Source organism: Aquimarina sp. AWH4_224, assembly GCF_056160245.1.
The window spans coordinates 102,511-122,848 of sequence record NZ_JBSWWU010000007.1 but is presented as its reverse complement, the minus strand read 5'-3'; the positions used below and the strand labels follow the sequence as shown (position 1 = coordinate 122,848).

Below are 20,338 nucleotides of genomic sequence, written 5' to 3'. Positions count from 1 at the left end.
CTTTACAATTTTACTGAAAAATTAGTATCCAAAAACACCAGAATAAGAGTCTTTTGTGTGTAGAATGTTGGTTTTTGGATCCAGGTATACTTTGTTCCTGTATCTATTTTAGATTAGGATTCTCAATACCTATTAATCGTAAGAGTAGAACATACTTTTAAAACCTAAATTATACAATTATGTTACATCTAATCCAATCAAAACAAGCCATTTGGATCCTGTGCTTTTTAACCATTTCATCGGTATCCGCACAGACTCTTATCAATGGTTTTTTTCCGAAGAAAAATGACCTTACGGTCGCTACATCCTATTCGTACAAAAGTTTCGATAACTTTTACAGAGGGGAGAGCTTATCCAAAAATAATCCAATGAATATGGGAGAAATTACGTCTTCTATTGTAAGTGTTTATGGAGAGTACGGAGTACTGGATTGGTTATCAACTACTATCAATGTACCTTATATCTCCATGGAAAATGAAGAAGGCGTTCCCGATCCTGTGTTACAAGAAAGTCAAGTTTCAGGAGTACAGGATTTGAGCCTGTTTATGAAAGCAAAAATTATAGATAAACAATTTGATAATGCAACCAAGCTTGCTATTGGGGGCGCTACAGGAGTTACCTTGCCTGTTGGAGGATATGAAGAAGCAGCAATATTGTCTTTAGGTAGCGGAGCTACCGCTTTTGATGGTTGCGGTTTTATTCAATTGGCAACACCATCAAACATTTTTGTCGAGTTGCAAGCGGCATATAGCCTAAGAAACAATTCTGATTTTGAAGTTCCTAATGCTACGATCTATAGCGCTAAGCTTGGATACTATAACAAGTGGTTTTATGCACATGCCAAGGTGGGTATTCAAAATTCTTTGAGTGGATTTGATATTGGATCTCCCGAATTCGTAGCCGCAGGAGGACCAGCAGCACTGCCTGAAACAGAAGTGGATTACACCAATTTCTATTTTGATCTATATGTACCAGTGTACAAAAACAGCATCGGAATTTCTTCTGGATATACGGTGAATATGAATGGAAGAAATTACGACCGAGCTTCTGCCATTTCTCTTGGTTTGGTATATAAAGCAAATTAGTAAGTAAAGACTTTGGAGTATGAAAAAAATATACTTTTTGATTTTAGTGGTAATACATTTCTCTTGCGAACCGGAAGAGTATGTTTCTTTGGATGAAAATCAAGGACAGAACCCGATCGTCTCCATAAAAAATGGAAATGGAAATGGGTTAGATAAGAACCTGACAAAAGCCCTAGAGGATGCTTCAGGAGGAATTGGAGCACCTTTTTTTACACTCCCGGATAGTGATGACTTTAGCAATATTCCTCAAGATCCTTTAAACCCAATTACAGCCGAAAAAGTAGCACTCGGTCAGTTGTTATTTCATGAAACTGCTATGGGAGGCAGTCCCAAGGTACCTTCGAATCTATTTACGTACTCATGTGCATCATGCCATCATGTTGCTGCAGGATTTAGTGCAGGACTCCGACAAGGAGTAGGAGAGGCAGGCCTTGGATTTGGAATAAATGGAAGAGGAAGAATCATTGATCCAAATACTGCAGTCAATTTAGTGGATATTCAGCCTATTCGGTCTCCAACGGTATTGAACGTGGCTTATCAAGACGTGATGCTCTGGAACGGACAGTTTGGTGGCACGGGAACCAATGCGGGTACAGAAGCGAGTTGGACTAACATACCAGAGAATTTTTTAGGATTTCAAGGAGTAGAGGTGCAGGCTATCAAAGGTCAAGGTGTACATAGATTACTGGTTGATGAAAACTTTGTAAACACCTTTGGGTATAAACAAATGTTTGATGATGCTTTTCCCGATGTGCCTGTAAACGAAAGATACTCTACCAATACCGCAGCTTTGGCAATCGCCGCCTATGAACGTACGGTACTACCCAATCAATCACCTTGGCAACAATGGTTAAAAGGTAATACTAGTGCATTAACCAAAGAAGAAAAACGTGGTGCTATGGTCTTTTTCGGGAAAGGGAAATGTTATGAATGTCATACAGGACCAGCTTTAAATGATAAAGGCTTTCATTCGTTTGGAATGGGAGATTTTGATAATTCAAGTCTTGCCATTGTGGTTGATCCAGTAGGTTTTGAGAATGTGAAAAAAGGAAGAGGTGGATTTACTCAAAATGCTGCAGATGATTTTAAGTTCAAGACTCCAACATTATACAATTTAATAGATCATAGATTTTTTGGTCATGGAGGTACCTTTACAAGAATTAGAGAAGTAATTCGATACAAGAATGAAGGAATTGCTCAAAATAGTGAAGTGCCAGTCCAAAACCTTGCCTCACAGTTTGGAACAATAAACCTAACCAAAAAACAGATTGATAACCTAACCCTATTTATAAAGAATAGTTTGCGAGACCCAAATTTGATTCGTTACGTACCCGTTGCGGTAAATTCCGGAAAATGTTTTCCAAACAATGATCCACAGTCTAAAACGGATCTGGGTTGCAATTAACGATGCTAGGGGAAGTAGCTCTGAGAGGGTTTGCTTAGTCATTAGACCAAAGTGGGCCCTCTCTTTCACATATTTTATAAGGATACCCCAACAATTACACCAATTCCTATACCCCCCAACGCAAAAAGAAATTTTTCGAAAGCACTCTTTCTGCGTTGTCTTTTGGTGTTTTTGTCCACAATCTCCAAACTGTTAGATGCTTTTTCTAGGCTATTTAAGGTATAGTCCAATGCTTTTTGGGTATTGGCCAAGGTCGCCTGAGTACGCTTATAAATTTCTAAATCCAGACTGTCTGAAGCTTGAAAGTTGATTTTTAGTTTACGCTCCAAATCAATATTTCTTCGCAAGGTCTGCGAATATTTTTCGATAAGATCCTTAGTCATTTTATCTTGATCCAAGGTACTTAAATATACATTCCGGAGTGCGGTAAAGGATTTTACATTAACCAAGTATACATCAGAGGTCCGAAAAAGATATAAACTATCTTGTTTCACCTGTAATGGTTCGCCTACGCGATCCGCATACGAACTTGGAATTTCAATAACTTTTAGCGAATCAATATCTTGTCCAAAAGAAAAAGAAGATAGAAACAATAAAGAAAGAACGACTAATTTTTTCATGACTTGTGTTTTAGAATATCGTATAGAATGTGATGAGTAATAAAAGAAAGAATCAATCCAGCCCCAAAAGACCCTCAACAATAGCTCTATCCTTTGCAATTTGATCGTTTACTAGCTTTATTGAATCTTTAATGCGTTGTAATTCCTCCCAATCTTTGGCAGTTCTTCGTTTAAAATCCAGAATCAAAGAATCTCTTGTATGAATAATTAGATCTTTTTGCGCCTTCATTTTCTCAAATTCCTTTTTTGAACTCTCTAGCTCAGCTTTGGTAGTGGTGACTATTTTTTTTGAAGTGTCCAGCTCTTCTCTGGCTCTGTCTAATTCTGACTTGATGATTTTCCAATTAGAACCAGAACTGAAGGTCATGTACCCGATTATGACCAAAAATAAGAGTGCTACAATCTGAAGAATTGTATTGGTGTTGATACTTTTCATTTATGTTATGTTAAGAGTTACCTTGTTGTATTCCAATTACACTCTTTTGGGCTTACGAAAAGTTAAGTAAATGTAAGTATTTTATTTTTTTATTGTCAAGGAAAACAACCCTAATTTTTAGGGGCATTCCTATCCAATTACGCTACTGAGTCTGAACATTGGTAAATACATCGCAATTAATATTACCCCTACTATAATCCCTACGATAATCGTTAATAATGGATTAAGTACATTCGAGATCACTTGAGATTGATGTTTCACCTGTTGGTTGTATTGCTCATTCAGTTTCTGAAAAATAAACTCGGTCTGATTAGTTTCTTCTGCCACACGAACCATGGCAATCATTTTCTTATCAAAAACAGGGCTTTTTGCAAAAGCAACACTTAGTTTGTCTCCCGCGATTACTGCTTTGTTTGTTTTACGCAAGCCTTCCTGTAGGGGGTAGAAATTGATCATGTTTTTTACCAGGTCAATACTGTCTACCATAGGTACTTTGGCGGAGGTTAGTAAAGAAAGGGCTTGGGTAAACTGCGCCATGTATATTTTTCTGAAATAATTACCCAAAATTGGAAGCTTGATTTGAATACTTCCCAAAATCTTTCGAAACCATGGTTTTTTTGATACTAAGATTATGCTTCCAATTATTGTCAATAAGAAAATCAAAAGCACCCAGCCATTATCAGATACAAAATTTGAAAAATTGATAATCCCTTCGGTGATATCGGGTAAATCTACCTTATTTTGTTTAAAAATATCAACAAACATCGGTACCACATACCGCAGCATAAAAAAGATCACGATAAGTGCAGTACATAAAACAATAATGGGATAGGTAAGGGCAGATACGATCTCTCGTTTCAGATCATTTTTTCTTTTGTAAAAGTCGCTGAGTTCTAGTGTGATTTGTGCCAATTGTCCAGTCTGTTCTCCGATCTGGATTGCATAGTATTCGTAATCGCTAAAGTTGCTATTCTTCTTTATGATTTCTGAAAAAGAACTACCAGCAACAAGTTGCGATAACATAGTTGCCATCAAATCACGATCTTTAGCCTTTTTTTGCGTTTCTGAAAGTAATTCGAGTCCACTTTTCAGATCAATACCGGATTTTAGTAAGATGTTAAGCTCAGCATACCATTGTTCTTTTTTCTTATTCGAAAAAGCATTTCCAAACAGAGAAATTTCTCTGGTTAGGATCTCAGAGATATCAAACGAATCCTCGCTTATTTTTTGTTTTTTGGTATCTGTTATCTTTATCCCCATACTTAAAAATGAATTGTAGGATCATTGTGCTTGAATACAAAAATCTGATGTAGTCGAGCGGTATTGTCAAAGGTAAGCTTAATTGCGTCAATGGATCCAGAATTTACCGATGCTCCTTCAAAAAGAAATGATTTTTCTTTTAGACTTACCTTAAAGGATTGCTCGTTTGTTACAATACTATCTCCCATAAAACGATATCTTTTTTGATGTATTGGAGAGGATAAAACCAAGACTTCTTCTCTTGCAAGCCATTGTAGGTTTGTATATCGATTAAAGTCAATGGTCAATGCTACCTCTAGCGATTGCAATTCTGATTTTTGCGCATAATTATCTTCAATACTTCTCATATTGTGTTGTACCAGACTCAGGATAGAAAACGCAAGACCAGCAACAATGGCCGATATCACAATAACCACCATGACTTCGGTAAGTGTAAATGCTTGTATTTTACCACTCAATTTTTTCATTCCACATGTATTCGTTTAAGGTGTTCAACTCCTTCTTTGCTATAGGTGATAATGGTGGTGTTTTTTTGATTGATCACTTGTATCTCCCAATCGTTATAATCCTCAACATACGGGAGTTTAATTTTTTGATGAATCGTTAAGTAATGCAATTCTTTGATCCTATTGTTTATACTACTCTGATCTCTTTTGATATGGTTATTAAAAATATTATTGAAACTTAGACTAGCGATCATAAATACAATAATAATCAATACTGAGGCGGTCAAGGTCTCGATAAGTGTAGCACCTCGTATTTTTTTTAGTATAGCCATTGTGCAACAGAATTAGAGGTATTTTCAAAAGGTAATCCAGCGTAATTCGGGATAGGGTTGGTCAATATTTTGCCATTGTAGATATGATTAAGATAAATCGAACCCGATTGATTGGCAATAAATTGTTGCGTGTATACAGCTCCTCGCACAATACCTTCAAAATCCATGCTGCCCTGGCAATATACCTCCCCGATTACTTCGGTCCCGGGGGCCATTTTTAAGTGAGTTTTAATTCGATTTTGAGTGCTTGTGTGTTTTTGTAGGTAAACAACAGAACCTTCTATCAATGTACCTTTATCTATACTGAAATCAATATCTCTATTTTGAGTATTATAATTTTGGGTAGGAGAGGGTCTGGTTTGGTCATAAAAAGCAATGGTCGAAGGATAATTGAAATAGCAGTTTTTACCAATCGTTAGTTTTTGAGAGGCAAACAATTGCATAGCGCCTTTGGTATTGTCCTTTACTATAATTTTTGGAGCAACCAGTATTACGTTTTGTAGGGTTGCTGTGGGTTCAACAACGATTGCCGTAGTGGACTGAATAATTATGTTTCCAGCAATTTTTTCGTTCCCCAAAACAATAGTGGAGGGACTAAATATGATTTGACCAGAAGTATAAAAACTGTTTTTGATATCCTTTTCTAAAGAAATGCTGTTGAGATTGTCGATAAAGGATCCATTGCTTAAAGACTCTAAATAAGAGATCCACTCTTTTTTTAATTGTGGTAAAGTGGTTTTGCTTTCAAACACCCTACCATAATACAATCGAGATCCTTGGTAATAATTTCCAGAGATATTACCGGCTTTTAGCCCTTGTTTTGGGACATAGGCATTCCCTTCAATCCGGGTATTTCCTACCACTACTAATGGCGAATTAGTATTCGCTAGATACAAATTTGCAGAACGATCGGTTATTGCAGTACCGACCAAAGCCGATTTGTGCACTTTTCGATTATGAGACTCTACTTGAGCATAAACTTTGGTCCAGGCACCATAAAAATTGGAATTCAGCTTCAGCGTTTTTTGCTGTTCTTGATTGGATATAGTATCTCCGGTTTTTAAAGAATCTCCCAGGGATTGCAAGATATGTTGATTTGCAATTTCGGAGGCTTGAATCAATTCGTTGGACTTGATTTTGAAAAAAGACTGTACATGGGTGAGTAGTAAAAATGCCCCCAGAATCAAGGCGATAATTACTGAGATCAGCAATGCAAATTGCATTGCCTGTGCCTTTATTTTTGTATTAGGTTTCAATTCAAGATTTCAAATCGTTTGCTCTTTCTTTTGTATTGTAATTGTACCCATGATTTGTTCCCTCGGGTCAATTTCACCTCTTCAACCATATCATTTCGTTTCATCAAATGATCAGCTCCATTAATTTCTACAAGATAAATTGCCGTAGCTCCACCACCACCAGTTACTAAACCTTTGTATCGAATAGATGGCCAGGTAATCTCGGTTTTTACAGTTCTGGGAATCCTCTTTTTTTCAACAACTTTTTTGGGTTTATAAATGGTGCCTAAAAATGGATCGCGTTCTACGGTACTTATGGTGAAAAGTTCACGTTCTTTATTTTCAACTTTAGAAAATGAAAATGAAGTTGTATTCACTGCTATCGGATCATCATCAGAAAACGCATCAGTAATTTGATAGACGATGGCTCCCCAGATAAAAACCACCAGCGGTAACAAAACATACAATCCCTTTTTACCTTTTAGCATGACGTTTAGTTTATAGTAAATCTAAGTGTTGTACTATTTGCACTTTCATTTTGTGCTTCATCAAATGCTTTCAAAAACCAATAATACGTCTTGCTTGCTTCAAGAGTAATTTCTGAAGGTGATGTAACCCGATCTTTGGTGACCAGTTGAGTTAGAGCCTGATCTTCAAAAATATAGATGCTGTCAAATTCTACAGAACCCTGTACTGCTTCTCTGGTCCAACTAAACGTAACTTCAGCATCTGTTAAAGTAGCATCGTTTGCCGGAGCTGTACCTACAGGTGTATTAGGATCCATAGTATCCAGGGTTAATGTTCTTGTAGTGTACAGTGTGCTTTGTGTTGCATTCTCTGCACGTACCTGCCATCTTGAAACACCTTCGGGGAAGGTAATCGCTAGAGACGTTTGATTGATAGTTTCTTCTTGCTGTACTTCATCATTAGTATTGAGCACTTGAATTCGATAGGTATTGGCATCGGGAACCACTTGCCATGTTAACGTTTGGGCTACGATATTTGTAGTAAGCTCATTTTCTGGAGAAGTTAATAGTACTTCTCTAGAAGAAAAATCAGCAGCTTCAATTACACTAAACTGAGCTCCATTGTATGCTGTGGCCGAACCAGAATTTTGCGCTCTTACACGCCATTCATAGCTATTTTTAGCTAGAGTAGCATTAAAATTTGAAGTAGCAACTGTAGTGTCTAATACAATTTGTGCTGCGTTTTCAAAATTGGGTCTAGCTACCTGAAGACGATAAGAAGTAGCCTGGTCAACTTCTGTCCAGCTAAAGTTTATTGAGGCATCTTCAATCTGCGCTCCATCTTGTGGAGCAATGATAGAAATGATAGCGTCCGTAAGGTCCTCTTCTATAAACGCTTCTTCGCATCCAAACAGGATTCCTATGAATAGTAGGGAATATATAATTGGCTTTTTCATCATCTTTTTCATGGTTTATAGTTTAAAATAATCTGTTTTTTCTTTTGCCTTCCGTTCGTACCGATAGGAGTTTTTGGGGCAAGAAGAGTTTTCATCAATAAGATCAGAAATAACGATTTTTCTTTTGGAGTTGGCACTCCAGCAAAAATGAGATAGGTGATATCCAAATATAGAAGTCGCCGCAAAATCTATGGTTTTGTAAGACTTGCCACCTCGAACCAAAGAAATTTGATATTGCTTGTAGTTTTGATTTACTAAAAATACAGCTTCGGCATCCAAAATTTCTTGTATGGATTGTGGTTCCATCGCTAACGAAACTGCAGAGACCAATACAGCATCTTTTTGACTTCCGATAAATTCGGTAACATGGGCATTTGCTTCTTTTTTCAGTTCAGAAAGCAATGAGATCTGATCCAAAATTTCCAGTTTCAAGAAGGAAGGTTTGATGTCTAAGCTATCGATATAAGTAATGTTGTGTTTGTTGCCTCCAGATTGCCGTAAATACGTTTTGTAGGTGTTTGAATCAAACTGTACTCTAGAAACCCCTAGTCGAATAGCACTTTCGTACTTAGGTAACGCAACTTCTCTAAAATCTGATTGTAGCATTCCGTTATCCTGCAAACCAATCACACCTATAGCTACAGGTGCTGTAGTCGAGGTGTGCATGTTAGTTTTGTGTACCTTAATGCTATGACAGGACACCAATACTATCATTGCAAATAGCAGTAGAACGTATTTTTTATTGTGATTCATATATGAATATCTTTTCATGTAATTCTTCATTTTAATTTAATCGTTGTAATAAAATATTACATTGTAAATAGGTGCTTCGTGTTCTGAAATTCTTCTTCTTTTCAAACTGCATTTGAACAACATTTCCAAAACTATATTTCTGTTCCAAAGCATAGATGACATTAATTAGCGCCTTGTAATCTCCTTGCAGTGTAAAATTATAGGTGGTCGTTGTTTTTTTGCTTTCTTCATCTGTAAAAATATGAGGTTCTTCAAATGCGATAATCGTAAAGCCAGATTCATTGGATAGCGTATTTAATGTCTTTAGTATGTTATTTTGTAATGAACTTCCTTCTACATTGTTTTGTTCCAGAATTGCATCCAGTTGTTTTTCTTTGTTAGATAATGCCGCCAATTGTGCTGGAGCCGACTGATAGGCTTGTTTTTGAGCTTCAAGCTTATCGACTTCGCTACTTATTGCAAAAGTTTTAGAAAACCCAAAGCGATACGCAAAAAACAGCATCACTATCAAGCCCGAGACTAAAAGAATATTTTTATTTCGTTGTGTCATGTGCTAAGTCAATGGTTATTTCAAAACTTGAAGTATTATTTGTACTCGCTCCATAATTTATGATGGTTACCGTATTCACGAAATCCAAGTGTTCAATGGTGTTTAACCAAACTGTAAAATTGGCTTTATCAATCGAGGTTCCTGTTACAGAAATTGTATGTTCTTTTATGGATATTGGTTTATCGGCACGTATTGTTTTGGAAATAGGCTGATACGTAAATGATGTTAGTAATACCGAAGTGGGTAGTGATTGTACGATTTGATCCATGTAAAATGAACTTTTAGAAAACCCAGTGGTCAATATGCTATTTACAATAGCTTCTTTGGTAAGTACTACGGATTGCTGCTTTTTGATGCTTTCATTTTGGTTAGTGTATACCTGGATTTCTTCTTGTAACCCTTGCCATTTTTTATATTTTGAATTAAAAACAAAGAAATTGATGAGTAGGGTGATCAGTAAAAAGCCAACTCCGTATTGCAGTGCTTTTTTGAAAAAAGAAACCTCCTTGTACTGCTGCTGTAAATGCGCATTTTTTTCTTCTATATTACCCGTAATCCCAGCTTGTTGTGATAATGCATCAATAATCATGGACAATGGGAGTAAATGAGTACTGTTTACCGAAAGCCCATCAATACTATATGGTAATTCTAAAGTGTCGTTTTTTGGTAAAATGGCAGTAATCTCTTCATTCTGAATTTGAATGACACCGCTATTAGTGATCAACTCATCATTTGATATATACGTTACTATCGATGCTAGTTTTAGATTTCCCAGGGAAATGTCGGTAATGGTAATCCCTTCTTTTTGATAGTTATCAATCAACTCATCGACATATTGTTTTCTGCATACGGCAACAAAGGATTTATTCTGGGTTTTTAGCACTTGATAATAAAAGTCCTCTAGGTTTAAATTAGGAAAAGCATCAGATAAAACCTCGGCATCAGAATTGATGTTGTTTACTTCTTTGACCAGAACATTATCATCAGTAATAGCTAAACTAACTTTATGTAGACTTTTCTGAAGATCCGGTATATCAGAAATTTGTTGAACAGAAAAACTTTTGACAATATCCAGTTCTCCTTTCTTTAACAACACGAGTATGGCTTGAATAGGAGATGAGCCATTCTGACCCGAATGCTCGAGAGCCAAAAAAGTTTTTCCAGTTGGGTTATATGATAATACTTGTTGTATCATTAATAAAATACCGTAGGCTTAATAATTACGTTTAACCTTCTTTTTGAATCTTCCCGTACTCTTTTACTAAAAAGCCATTTGATTACAGGGATTCTTGAGAGTAGAGGTACTCCAGAACCCGAATCATTTTTTACTTTTTGCTCGATACCTCCTAGAATAGCGACATCATTTGCCTGCATACGCATGATTGAAGAGAATCTGCGGCTATTGATATCTGGTGGAGCATCTTCAGCAATTCGTTCTCCACTAAAATTGGACTGGATCACTTGAATATCTAAGGTGATCTGACCATCTCCAGAAACAAATGGTTTAAATTCTAAGGCCAATTCGGCATCAATAGGCTGATAGTTAACGATCTCAGACGTTTGCGGGTTTTGAGAACCGAAAATATTCTGACTAGTAACCGCATAATAGGTGGTTTGACCACTAGATAGATAGGCCTTGTGCCCATTAAGCGTACTTAACTTTGGAGTGGACAGTATCTTGACATTTCCGTTGGTTTCCATAGCCTTAATATCCAGGTAAAAATTAGGAACTACATTCCCAAGGTTTAAGGAGCCAAATCCATCAAAACCTCCGATGATTCTGTTGATGGTTTGTGCACCCAAAGTGATATTGGCACTCGGGAAAGCTACTCCCTGATCGTTTACAGGTTCTTCGCCCAATCCAAATTCTACTCCTGTTTCTACCGTTGCACTTCGATTGACCTCTAGGATCATTACTTCGATTAGAATTAACGGAACAGGCTTGTCAATATATTTTATAAAGTTTTTGAATTTTTCAACCTTGGTCCCTGATCCACTTACTACAAAACTGTTGAGTTCGGTGTCAATTTTAATGTCTAGACCTTGCGTAATACTTGCTGGAAAAATAGATGAAATAGAGCCAGCTTCACTACTTTGTGAAGATCCGCTAGAGGTATTTCTTGCAGTATTATTAAGTCTGTTTCGGGAGTTTAAATTGTTTTGATTAAATCCGTTGTTTTGATTGTTACCAAAAAAATTGGTCCCTCCGGTTACAAAATTACCGCCACCACCAAAACTGTTTCCGTAAGAGGTCGAAGGATTAGCATCACCAAGCATTGCGATAGATCGATGCATCATTTGTACCAATTCAATCTTCTTTACCGTAAGTTGGTTTTCTGTACCAAAATAGTATACATTTCCTTCTTTTTTAAACGTAAAATTCGAAGAACTCGGTTGCGAGTTGTTTTGAAACCCTTGTGGGTTATTCCCTTGATTGTTATTGTAATTTTGAGAATTGTTGTTACTAGTATTAGTAGTCGTTTCGTTATTATTACTTTCAAAAATCTTGGTCAATAAATCATCAAAACTTATGGCTTCAGCTTTTACCGTTACATTACCTGCATTCTCTAGAGGTGATGCAGTAAACACATTTAGGTTGAGATCTTCGGTAATATTATAAACCACATCGGCAATAGGTGTGTTTTTTAAATCGACAGAAATAACTCTGTTGATAGAATCAACTACGGTATAATAAAAATTATTTCGATTTCTTCTTGGTCGGGAAGCACCATTAGGATCATTGGCACCCAAAATAGATTCGAATTCATAAAAACCATCGCGTGTTTTATTGAATTCTAAATTATTGGCCTCTGCAAGCTTTCTAAGCGCTAAATCGATAGGGACATCGGTAATGAAAAGTGTTAGGTTTTTACCGTTTAAATCTGGGGAATACAAAAGATTCTTACCAGAAATCTCTGTTATTTTTCTAAATACTTTTGGGAGCGGATCATTATTAAAATCTGTAGATAGAGTTTCTCTACTTACATCATAATTGGCGATAATTTCTTTTTCTACAGGAGCTTGAACCGGAGGAGTATACTTTCGAACTGAGAGAATATTTCCTGTAAAATCAATATCTAATTGATATTCTTTTGTCAAAAAGATCAGTAGTTCCTGTACACTTACATTATTAAATCCATTAATGATGTTAATGCTGCTTAGTTCTTCAGAAACGCTAATATTTATTTTGTTTACTTGAGAAACTGCTCTTAAAAAATTAAGGAGATTCGTATTAGAGATATTAATGTTCACGGGGTCAGACAAAGCAGGAACATCTACAGCAAAAAGTTTTAGTTTGTTCTCTATGGTAGCAATTCGGTTTTGTTCATTAGTTGTGTTTGCAGGAGGTTGCTGCGCAAAAGACAGTGCTCCTAAACACAAAATAAAACCGATGATAAGTATATTTTTTTTCATTTTCTATTCGTTGTTTTCCAAGGTCATTACTTTTAATTCGTAGCCAGAATGGCATACACTTCTTCTACAGAAGTATGACCTTCAAGTACCAGGCGTATGGCGTTGCTTTTTAATGTTTTTATATTGTTTTCGGCGATATAATCATCTATTTGTAATTCGTTATGCCGTATCGTGGTTTCCAGTTCTTTGGTTATTGGTAATATCTCATAAATTGCTTTTCTACCCAGGTAGCCCGTTTGATAACAATGATTGCAACCAACAGGGACATAATGTGTGTTTAATGCTTCAGGAATCTCAAATCCAAGTGGGAAATCTTTGGCCTCAGCATGTTTTTCTTGTTTACAATGCGGACATAATTTACGTACCAGTCTTTGAGCAATACTCATGGTTAAGGTACTTGCCAATAAGAAAGAAGGTACATTCATGTCGATTAACCTTGAGATGGTAGCCCAAGCCGAATTCGTATGTATAGTAGAGAGTACCAAGTGACCAGTTAGCGCTGCTTTTATAGCCATTGCTGCCGTTTTATCATCTCGAATCTCACCGACCATAATTACATCTGGATCCTGACGTAAAAAGGCACGTAAAGCAGCAGGGAAATCAAATTCAATATCTTCTCGCAATTGAACCTGATTGATACCCTCGAGCGTATATTCGATAGGATCTTCTATGGTAAGGATGTTGGATACTTCTTTGTTGAGCTCTTTTAGCGTAGCGTACAGGGTAGTTGTCTTACCAGAACCTGTAGGTCCAGAGATCAAAATGATTCCTTGCGGTTTTTTTACTGCTTCTCTGTATATTTCAAGTTCTTGTTCAGTAAAGCCAAGATCGTTAAGTTGTACTTGTTGCGTATTTCGATTCAGCAATCGCAACACAATTTTCTCTCCGTACAAAGTAGGCATTGTAGATACCCTGATATCAAATTCTTCGTTCCCATTTTTGAACGTAATACGTCCGTCTTGAGCGAGCCTTTTCTGAGAAATATCCAAACCAGATTGGATCTTGATTTGATTCACCAATTGAGGAAATTCCTTTTTGGTGATCGTGTACATTTCTTTAAGTTTCCCATCTAATCTAAAACGTACTCTGCAAAACTTCTCGTAGGGCTCCATATGGATATCACTACTTCCAAAATCTTTTGCTGTGGCAATTAGCTTTTGTAAGAAGTTGTCCTCGTAATGTAGTTGTTCTTGCGAGGTACTGGTTTTTCTATAGTTAAGAGTTAGATAAGATTGTAAATTTTCGGAAGTCTCTTCTATTAAAACAATACGTTTGTTGAGAATAATAGAGAGTTCTTTTTCCAGACTTCCATTTTGTTGGTTGTCGGTTTTAAAATGAATAGTGTCCTCTTCTTTTAGAACAGGTACAATTCTATAATGAAACGCCTGATTCGAAGTGATCAACTGTTTTAAATGTACGGGTATGTCAAAACGATCTACACTCATTATATCAGGAATAAATTAATAGATGTTGTGAGCCAATTGGCGACAAAAATAAATAATACAAAACAGGACATATATCCAGCCAGGGGAATCGTATTGTAATTGCTTTTATGCTTAAGGACGATCCATGTAATCAATGAAAACAACAGGGAAAACACAAAGATGATCACAAAAGTAACCGTCGGGAAAGCGATAGCCAGTGCAAAAAAGAATAGGGCATCTGCTGGACCGAAAACCTCTTTAAAAAAGGACTTTTTGATCTTTAAAAAAGTATAGATGTACAATACAGAAAGTACTAATGTGATAATGGCCATATTCATCAGAACCGCATTGATAAAGTGAATAGATATAACATTTTGATAATGCTGATATCCAAACAGGAGCATCAGAACGGGCAACAAAAACCAATATACCTCACGACTTTTGATATCCTGATAGATGATAGCTCCAAGGCTAAGCAAAATAAGTCCTTTCAAAATCAGCATATTAATCTTTTACTATCTGTTTTGGACTCCCTTTTTCATCAATTTCCCAAACGTTGAAAGTGCCGTCTCCATCAAAGTCAACTACTGCGGTAGCCCTAGCTTTAAAATTTGAAACAGAAGCTTCAATAATTTCGTAACTATAATTGGCAGTACCACCATTTTGTACAGTGGTTGGAGCTTCATAATTGATTTCAGAAAAATCCAAAGAATATTTGGAGTTCAAATACCGATATTGCGTTTGCATGTTACTGATTGTACTTAACTGTATTTTTGCCTCTTGAGCCTTGGTTTGCGCAATCAATGGCAAAAAGTTAGGTAATGCGATGAGTAATAAGATCCCAATAATGGCCAATACCAATAACATTTCCTGAAGATTAAAAGCTTTAAGCTTGTATATCTTGGCGTTCATAACTAGTGTTTTAATAAATTTAGGAGGAGACAGCTGACAAAAATATACTTTTTCGTTTATTAAAGGTTGCATTTCTAATACAAATGTTACCCTCAAAAGTGTAATTTTTTTTGATTCCTTGCTTTTATAAGGCTTTTGAAGAGAGTACGTGGGTAAAAACCTGTAGATTTATGTAGCTAATTGAGCAACAATAACTTTGCTAATCTTTTTAAGATGAAATTAACATTACAGATTTGATCGTTTGATGAACTTTTGAATAAGATTTAATAGCAAATTTTAGGATTCTCCTTTTAAATTGTACATTAGCGAAACCTCAAAAACCATAAATATGTCAGAATTTTGGCTTTATATAAAGCTTGGCTTTAGTCATGTGCTGGATTGGACCGCCTATGATCATATACTTTTTCTAATCGTTCTGATTGTTGGGTATACCTTTGATAATTGGAAAAGAATATTATTACTAGTTACCTTATTTACTGTAGGACATACGATTTCTCTTTTTTTGGCAGCCTACAATGTGGTTTCCGTAAATTCAAGACTTATAGAATTTTTAATTCCAGTTACGATTCTACTTACAGCTTTGTATAATGTTTTCACCTCAAAATCGGGTTCCAAAAATGATAAAGTATTCATTTTGTATGGTGCTACGTTATTTTTTGGGCTCATACACGGATTTGGTTTTTCAACTTATTTTAAAGCAATTAGCAGTAATACAAGTTCAAAAATTTTACCACTTATCGAATTTGCTTTAGGAGTAGAAGCGGCACAAGTTGTTATTGTGTTTTTTGTGCTGATCGTAAGTTTCGTCTTCGTATCATTACTCCGATTTTCAAAACGCGAATGGATTTTGATTGCATCTTCAGTAGTTATAGGAATGGTGATCCCTATGCTTGTCGAAAATAAAATTTGGTAATTAAGTAATGTTTAGGGTTGTATTTGCCACATGGTAATAATATATTCGTATTTTGAATGTTAAGCTAATACAAGTCGATCTACCCTATGTCTAAGGAAAAACAACTGAAGTATGATAAAGCCTACTTACGAATTGCTAGAGAATGGGGGAAATTATCGCATTGCGAAAGAAAGAAAGTTGGTGCGGTTATTGTAAAAGATAGAATGATAATCTCCGATGGATTTAACGGGACCCCAACAGGTTTTGAAAATCCATGCGAAGATGAAGAAGGATATACAAAGTGGTATGTGCTGCATGCAGAGGCTAATGCAATTCTGAAAGTTGCCTCTTCTACGCAGTCTTGTAAAGGAGCAACCTTGTACATTACATTATCACCATGTAGAGAGTGTAGTAAATTGATTCACCAAGCCGGAATTGAACGAGTGGTGTATCATGTAGCGTATAAAGATGATTCCGGGCTTGCTTTTCTTGCCAAAGCCGGAGTAGAAATAGAACAGATTACGGATTTAGAAGATTAATGGGATATTCAAAAAAATACTTGCCCTTGTTTTTAGGAGTAGCTGTGGGAGTGGGGGTGTTTTTAGGTAGCAAACTGGATTTCAGTAGCAACCCTTCTACCAAATTATTTGCTTCTAATGCAAAAAAAGAAAAACTCAATCGGTTGATTGATTACATCGACTATGAATATGTAGATGAAATCAATACCGATAGTATTGTCGATGTTACTGTAAACAGAATTCTTGAAAATTTAGATCCCCATTCAGTGTATATTCCTCCAGAAGAGTTGGAAGGAATTACAGAAAGTATGCAAGGTGATTTTATTGGGATAGGAGTTACCTATTATCCATTTAGAGATACCATTTCTGTGATCAACACCATCAAAGGAGGACCTAGTGAGCAATCTGGAATCAAGGCGGGTGATCGAATTCTTATGGCTGATAATGACACTTTGTACGGAGAAAGTTTGTTAAGAGAGCGGCTAGCGGATAAATTAAAAGGTGAAATTAATAGTCAGGTACAACTCAAAGTATTTCGCAAGGGCACTGGAGTGTTTGATGTTTTGGTGAAAAGAGGAAGAGTGCCTTTGAAAAGTGTTGATGCAGCTTATATGTTATCCGATAATATGGGATACATTAAGGTCAATAGATTTGCAGAAACTACATACAAGGAATTCAAAACAGAACTGGACCATTTAAAAGATAAAAATGTAAAATCACTAGTCGTTGATTTGAGAGATAATGGAGGTGGTTTTATCGCTCCGGCACTTAGAATGGCTGACGAGTTTTTGGAAGATGATGTGCTGATTATGTTTACGAAGAATAAAAAGGGTGCTATCGAAAATAATTATGCGACACAGAAAGGAGACTTTGAAAAAGGGAAGATATATGTGTTGATTAATGAAAATTCGGCTTCTGCCAGCGAAATTTTTGCTGGAGCCATACAGGATAACGATCGAGGTGTCATTGTTGGAAGGCGCTCTTATGGAAAAGGTTTGGTACAGCGAGAAATGGCCTTGGGAGATGGAAGTGCCGTTCGGCTTACCATTTCCAGATATTATACACCGACAGGGAGGTCTATCCAAAAGCCATATGGAAATGGGAATAAAGAATATTTTAATGAGTACCTTACCAGATATAAGAATGGAGAAATGATTAGTGCAGATAGTATTAAAGTTGCAGATTCTCTGAAATTTAAAACTCCAGGTGGTAAGATAGTATATGGAGGTGGTGGAATTATCCCAGATATATTTGTAAGTAAGGATACCACCAGAGTTGGAGAGACGTTAAACTATTTATTGCGTTCTGGGCGAATGGGACGTTATGTATTTGAAGAATTGGATAAGAAAAGAATTTTTTATAACGAACTTTCAGAAGAACAGTTTAGTGAAGAAGTTGAAATAGATGACGAGTTTGCTGAAGGGTTTATGCTGTTTTCTCGTAGAATAGGAGTAGAAATAGAATTGCAAAATTATCAGGATCAGTTAAAAAAATATTTGAAGGCAACCATGGCGCAACAATTGTTTGGGACCAACGCCTTTGAGAAAATTATTAATGAAGATGACGCTATGATTAAAAAGGTGTTATCACTTTCTGAAAACGACTAATTCATTTTTATGTCAGAATTAAAAGAATATCTTGTTGCCATTGCGGTGTGTTCTCCACTTTTTTTCTTTATCATAGCGGTAGCTTTCCGACTGTTGGATAACAGTGCATCCATTTTTTTGAAACATGATATATTAGTGGATACCTCTTACGTTTCTGCCGATGTAATTCGGGAGCATATGAAAAGTTCAAACGATGCTCAGCTCAAAAAATCATTAAAAAGAGCACTGTTGTGCAGGAAGCTGCATAATTTTTTCATGATCCTTATGGTGATCTCTATACCTCCTGTTATTATCGCTTGTTTTTTCTTGTTCTAAAAGATAGAAGTTCTCAAGTTACTTGTTCTTTTCCTGAATCTTTTTGGAGATCAGTAAAATAAGCATTAAAATGATAACACATGCCGATGCAAATATCCCAATGAGTGCAGTTTTGCTTTCTTCCTCAAACAAATCATTGAAATCTAAATGAAAGATGTTGAAAATGAGTAATCCTGTAGCAATAGCAATTAGTGAATATATAAAATACTTCAAAATTTAATGTATTTAATAAGGTAAAACGAATGGTTAAAACAACCCTTTAATATTAGTAGCAAATAGCTTAACTGCAATAGCTAATAATATGACTCCAAAAATCTTTCGAACCACATTAATCCCCTGTTTCCCCAGAACCTTTTCGATTCTTCCAGAAGATTTAAGTACGACATAGACAAAGATAATATTAATGACAATAGCAATTACAATATTAATAGGTTGATACTCTGCTCTTAGCGATAAAATAGAGGTCATTGTACCGGCTCCGGCAATTAGCGGAAAAGCCAAAGGAACCACTGCAGCAGTCTCTGGGGCATCATCTTTATACAATTGCACGCCCAAAATCATTTCTAAAGCAATAAAGAATAGGATAAAGGATCCGGCAACCGCAAAAGAATTCACATCAATTCCGATCAGATTAAGGATTTCTTTTCCTATAAATAAAAAAACAATCATAAGTAAGCCTGCTACGATAGAGGCTTTTTCACTTTGAATATGACCTACCTTTTTGCGTAAGTCAATAATGATAGGGATGCTTCCTATGATATCAATGACCGCAAATAAGATCATGCTGGCTGTCAAAATTTCTTTTAAATCAAAGTTCATAAGTTGATGGTTTCAAAATTTGTGCAAATGTAAACAGTCTTAATTTAATAAAGGTATTATAAAAAGGTGAATAATTTGTAAAATTATAAGCTATTAAAAGTATCTTAGCGCCATGTTTCAGTTAGGAAAAACTATAGTTTCAGAGGATATTGTGGAGAAAGATTTTGTTTGTAATCTTTCTGCTTGTAAAGGAATATGTTGTGTAGCGGGTGAGGCAGGGGCTCCTTTGGAAGAAGCTGAAATTCAGAAGCTGGAAGAAGTCTATCCGATAATCAAACCTTATTTACGAAAAGAAGGTATAGCGGCTGTTGAAAGTCAAGGAGTATATATTAAAACGGCTAATAACGACCTTGAAACGCCTTTGGTTAATGGTGCAGAATGTGCCTATGTTGTTTTTGATGATCGTGGGACCGCTTCTTGTGCTATCGAACAAGCTTATAACCAAGGTAAGGTGGATTGGAAAAAACCAATCTCATGTCATCTGTATCCGGTAAGGGTGCAAGAGTATACAGAGTTTGCTGCAGTGAACTATCATAAATGGGAAATATGTGATGATGCGTGTACTTTGGGGAAAGAGTTAAAAGTACCGGTTTATAAGTTCGTAAAAGAGGCGCTGATCAGAAAATTTGGAGAGGACTGGTATATGGAATTAGAAAAAGTTGCCGAAGGGTTAAAAAAGTAATTCCTAGATCCTAAATTCATTACAATTTCAAATTATTTTCAACTTTTTTTGTTAAAATTTCACTTAGAACTAGGTTACGGTTATCCCGTAAATCGATGATTTGGTGAACCAGAGTTTTTATAGGTAAAAACGGTGTGAATAAGTGTGAAAACGGGACTTCACGAGGTTGCTAACAGGGCTGTTGATATCTTTTTCAAAGTCTTGCAATAA

The 20,338-nt window shown here is 36.1% G+C and carries 24 protein-coding genes; 7 read left to right on the top strand and 17 right to left on the bottom strand.

All coding sequences use genetic code 11. The features are described from left to right. Positions 1 to 179 precede the first annotated feature (179 nt). Positions 180 to 1,085 carry a transporter gene (locus ACXAGJ_RS14695; RefSeq protein ID WP_474840913.1) on the top strand — a complete coding sequence of 302 codons (906 nt, stop codon included), beginning with the start codon at positions 180 to 182 and terminating at the stop codon, positions 1,083 to 1,085. A gap of 19 nt (positions 1,086 to 1,104) precedes the next feature. Further along, positions 1,105 to 2,490, top strand: coding sequence for a cytochrome-c peroxidase (locus ACXAGJ_RS14690; protein WP_474840912.1), 1,386 nt, complete (start codon positions 1,105 to 1,107; stop codon positions 2,488 to 2,490). Between the two features lie 74 nt (positions 2,491 to 2,564). Here the strand turns inward: ACXAGJ_RS14690 and ACXAGJ_RS14685 are convergent, their stop codons facing one another. The 15 genes from ACXAGJ_RS14685 to ACXAGJ_RS14615 all read right to left on the bottom strand — a co-directional run bounded on the left by ACXAGJ_RS14685 (position 2,565) and on the right by ACXAGJ_RS14615 (position 15,295). Further along, a complete protein-coding gene (locus ACXAGJ_RS14685) occupies positions 2,565 to 3,110 on the bottom strand; it encodes a hypothetical protein (protein WP_473285034.1) in 546 nt (181 codons plus the stop codon). 52 nt (positions 3,111 to 3,162) lie between these two features. Then, positions 3,163 to 3,546, bottom strand: coding sequence for a hypothetical protein (locus tag ACXAGJ_RS14680; RefSeq protein WP_474840911.1), 384 nt, complete (start codon positions 3,544 to 3,546; stop codon positions 3,163 to 3,165). A 129-nt stretch (positions 3,547 to 3,675) separates the two neighbouring features. Then, positions 3,676 to 4,806 (bottom strand): type II secretion system F family protein, encoded by a 1,131-nt coding sequence (locus tag ACXAGJ_RS14675; RefSeq protein WP_474840910.1) that lies wholly within the window; start codon positions 4,804 to 4,806, stop codon positions 3,676 to 3,678. A 2-nt stretch (positions 4,807 to 4,808) separates the two neighbouring features. After that, positions 4,809 to 5,273 carry a PulJ/GspJ family protein gene (locus ACXAGJ_RS14670; protein ID WP_474840909.1) on the bottom strand — a complete coding sequence of 155 codons (465 nt, stop codon included), beginning with the start codon at positions 5,271 to 5,273 and terminating at the stop codon, positions 4,809 to 4,811. Beyond that, on the bottom strand, positions 5,270 to 5,584 hold the full coding sequence (locus ACXAGJ_RS14665; RefSeq protein WP_474840908.1) for a hypothetical protein: 315 nt from the start codon (positions 5,582 to 5,584) through the stop codon (positions 5,270 to 5,272). Before ACXAGJ_RS14665 ends, ACXAGJ_RS14670 begins: the two co-directional genes overlap by 4 nt. Next, positions 5,572 to 6,807, bottom strand: coding sequence for a hypothetical protein (locus ACXAGJ_RS14660; protein ID WP_474840907.1), 1,236 nt, complete (start codon positions 6,805 to 6,807; stop codon positions 5,572 to 5,574). The genes ACXAGJ_RS14665 and ACXAGJ_RS14660 overlap by 13 nt, the downstream gene beginning before the upstream one ends. A gap of 29 nt (positions 6,808 to 6,836) precedes the next feature. Continuing rightward, the gene (locus ACXAGJ_RS14655) at positions 6,837 to 7,307 is read right to left on the bottom strand and encodes a hypothetical protein (RefSeq protein WP_474840906.1); all 471 of its coding nucleotides are present in this window, start codon (positions 7,305 to 7,307) and stop codon (positions 6,837 to 6,839) included. 5 nt (positions 7,308 to 7,312) lie between these two features. Then, on the bottom strand, positions 7,313 to 8,254 hold the full coding sequence (locus ACXAGJ_RS14650; protein WP_474840905.1) for a hypothetical protein: 942 nt from the start codon (positions 8,252 to 8,254) through the stop codon (positions 7,313 to 7,315). A 3-nt stretch (positions 8,255 to 8,257) separates the two neighbouring features. Beyond that, positions 8,258 to 9,013 (bottom strand): hypothetical protein, encoded by a 756-nt coding sequence (locus ACXAGJ_RS14645; RefSeq protein WP_474840904.1) that lies wholly within the window; start codon positions 9,011 to 9,013, stop codon positions 8,258 to 8,260. Between the two features lie 13 nt (positions 9,014 to 9,026). Beyond that, positions 9,027 to 9,545, bottom strand: coding sequence for a hypothetical protein (locus ACXAGJ_RS14640; RefSeq protein WP_474840903.1), 519 nt, complete (start codon positions 9,543 to 9,545; stop codon positions 9,027 to 9,029). Next, the gene (locus ACXAGJ_RS14635) at positions 9,529 to 10,740 is read right to left on the bottom strand and encodes a hypothetical protein (protein ID WP_474840902.1); all 1,212 of its coding nucleotides are present in this window, start codon (positions 10,738 to 10,740) and stop codon (positions 9,529 to 9,531) included. The genes ACXAGJ_RS14640 and ACXAGJ_RS14635 overlap by 17 nt, the downstream gene beginning before the upstream one ends. Further along, complete coding sequence (locus ACXAGJ_RS14630) at positions 10,740 to 12,959, bottom strand: type II secretion system protein GspD (protein ID WP_474840901.1); 2,220 nt, start codon at positions 12,957 to 12,959, stop codon at positions 10,740 to 10,742. Before ACXAGJ_RS14630 ends, ACXAGJ_RS14635 begins: the two co-directional genes overlap by 1 nt. 32 nt (positions 12,960 to 12,991) lie before the next feature. Continuing rightward, positions 12,992 to 14,404 (bottom strand): GspE/PulE family protein, encoded by a 1,413-nt coding sequence (locus ACXAGJ_RS14625; RefSeq protein ID WP_474840900.1) that lies wholly within the window; start codon positions 14,402 to 14,404, stop codon positions 12,992 to 12,994. Then, entirely contained in the window at positions 14,404 to 14,877 is a 474-nt protein-coding gene (locus ACXAGJ_RS14620) for a hypothetical protein (RefSeq protein WP_474840899.1), read from the bottom strand. The genes ACXAGJ_RS14625 and ACXAGJ_RS14620 overlap by 1 nt, the downstream gene beginning before the upstream one ends. Before the next feature lie 10 nt (positions 14,878 to 14,887). Further along, positions 14,888 to 15,295: a prepilin-type N-terminal cleavage/methylation domain-containing protein gene (locus ACXAGJ_RS14615; protein ID WP_073315835.1), complete on the bottom strand. Its 408-nt coding sequence runs from the start codon at positions 15,293 to 15,295 to the stop codon at positions 14,888 to 14,890. Positions 15,296 to 15,623: 328 nt separating this feature from the next. On the opposite strand from ACXAGJ_RS14615, the gene ACXAGJ_RS14610 reads away from it, so the two are divergent. The 4 genes from ACXAGJ_RS14610 (at position 15,624) to ACXAGJ_RS14595 (ending at position 18,627) form a co-directional block, all read left to right on the top strand. Further along, on the top strand, positions 15,624 to 16,208 hold the full coding sequence (locus tag ACXAGJ_RS14610; RefSeq protein WP_073315777.1) for a HupE/UreJ family protein: 585 nt from the start codon (positions 15,624 to 15,626) through the stop codon (positions 16,206 to 16,208). Positions 16,209 to 16,294: 86 nt separating this feature from the next. Beyond that, positions 16,295 to 16,726: a deoxycytidylate deaminase gene (locus ACXAGJ_RS14605; protein WP_073315776.1), complete on the top strand. Its 432-nt coding sequence runs from the start codon at positions 16,295 to 16,297 to the stop codon at positions 16,724 to 16,726. Beyond that, positions 16,726 to 18,312, top strand: coding sequence for a S41 family peptidase (locus ACXAGJ_RS14600; protein ID WP_474840898.1), 1,587 nt, complete (start codon positions 16,726 to 16,728; stop codon positions 18,310 to 18,312). The genes ACXAGJ_RS14605 and ACXAGJ_RS14600 overlap by 1 nt, the downstream gene beginning before the upstream one ends. Before the next feature lie 9 nt (positions 18,313 to 18,321). Further along, positions 18,322 to 18,627 carry a hypothetical protein gene (locus ACXAGJ_RS14595; protein ID WP_073315774.1) on the top strand — a complete coding sequence of 102 codons (306 nt, stop codon included), beginning with the start codon at positions 18,322 to 18,324 and terminating at the stop codon, positions 18,625 to 18,627. A gap of 18 nt (positions 18,628 to 18,645) precedes the next feature. Here the strand turns inward: ACXAGJ_RS14595 and ACXAGJ_RS14590 are convergent, their stop codons facing one another. Both ACXAGJ_RS14590 and ACXAGJ_RS14585 read right to left on the bottom strand, forming a co-directional pair. Next, positions 18,646 to 18,840 (bottom strand): hypothetical protein, encoded by a 195-nt coding sequence (locus tag ACXAGJ_RS14590; RefSeq protein ID WP_474840897.1) that lies wholly within the window; start codon positions 18,838 to 18,840, stop codon positions 18,646 to 18,648. A gap of 33 nt (positions 18,841 to 18,873) precedes the next feature. Beyond that, positions 18,874 to 19,446: a MarC family protein gene (locus tag ACXAGJ_RS14585; RefSeq protein ID WP_073315772.1), complete on the bottom strand. Its 573-nt coding sequence runs from the start codon at positions 19,444 to 19,446 to the stop codon at positions 18,874 to 18,876. A gap of 112 nt (positions 19,447 to 19,558) precedes the next feature. Here ACXAGJ_RS14585 and ACXAGJ_RS14580 point away from each other — a divergent pair, with 112 nt between their 5' ends. Further along, the gene (locus ACXAGJ_RS14580) at positions 19,559 to 20,128 is read left to right on the top strand and encodes a DUF3109 family protein (RefSeq protein ID WP_474840896.1); all 570 of its coding nucleotides are present in this window, start codon (positions 19,559 to 19,561) and stop codon (positions 20,126 to 20,128) included. Positions 20,129 to 20,338 lie beyond the last annotated feature (210 nt).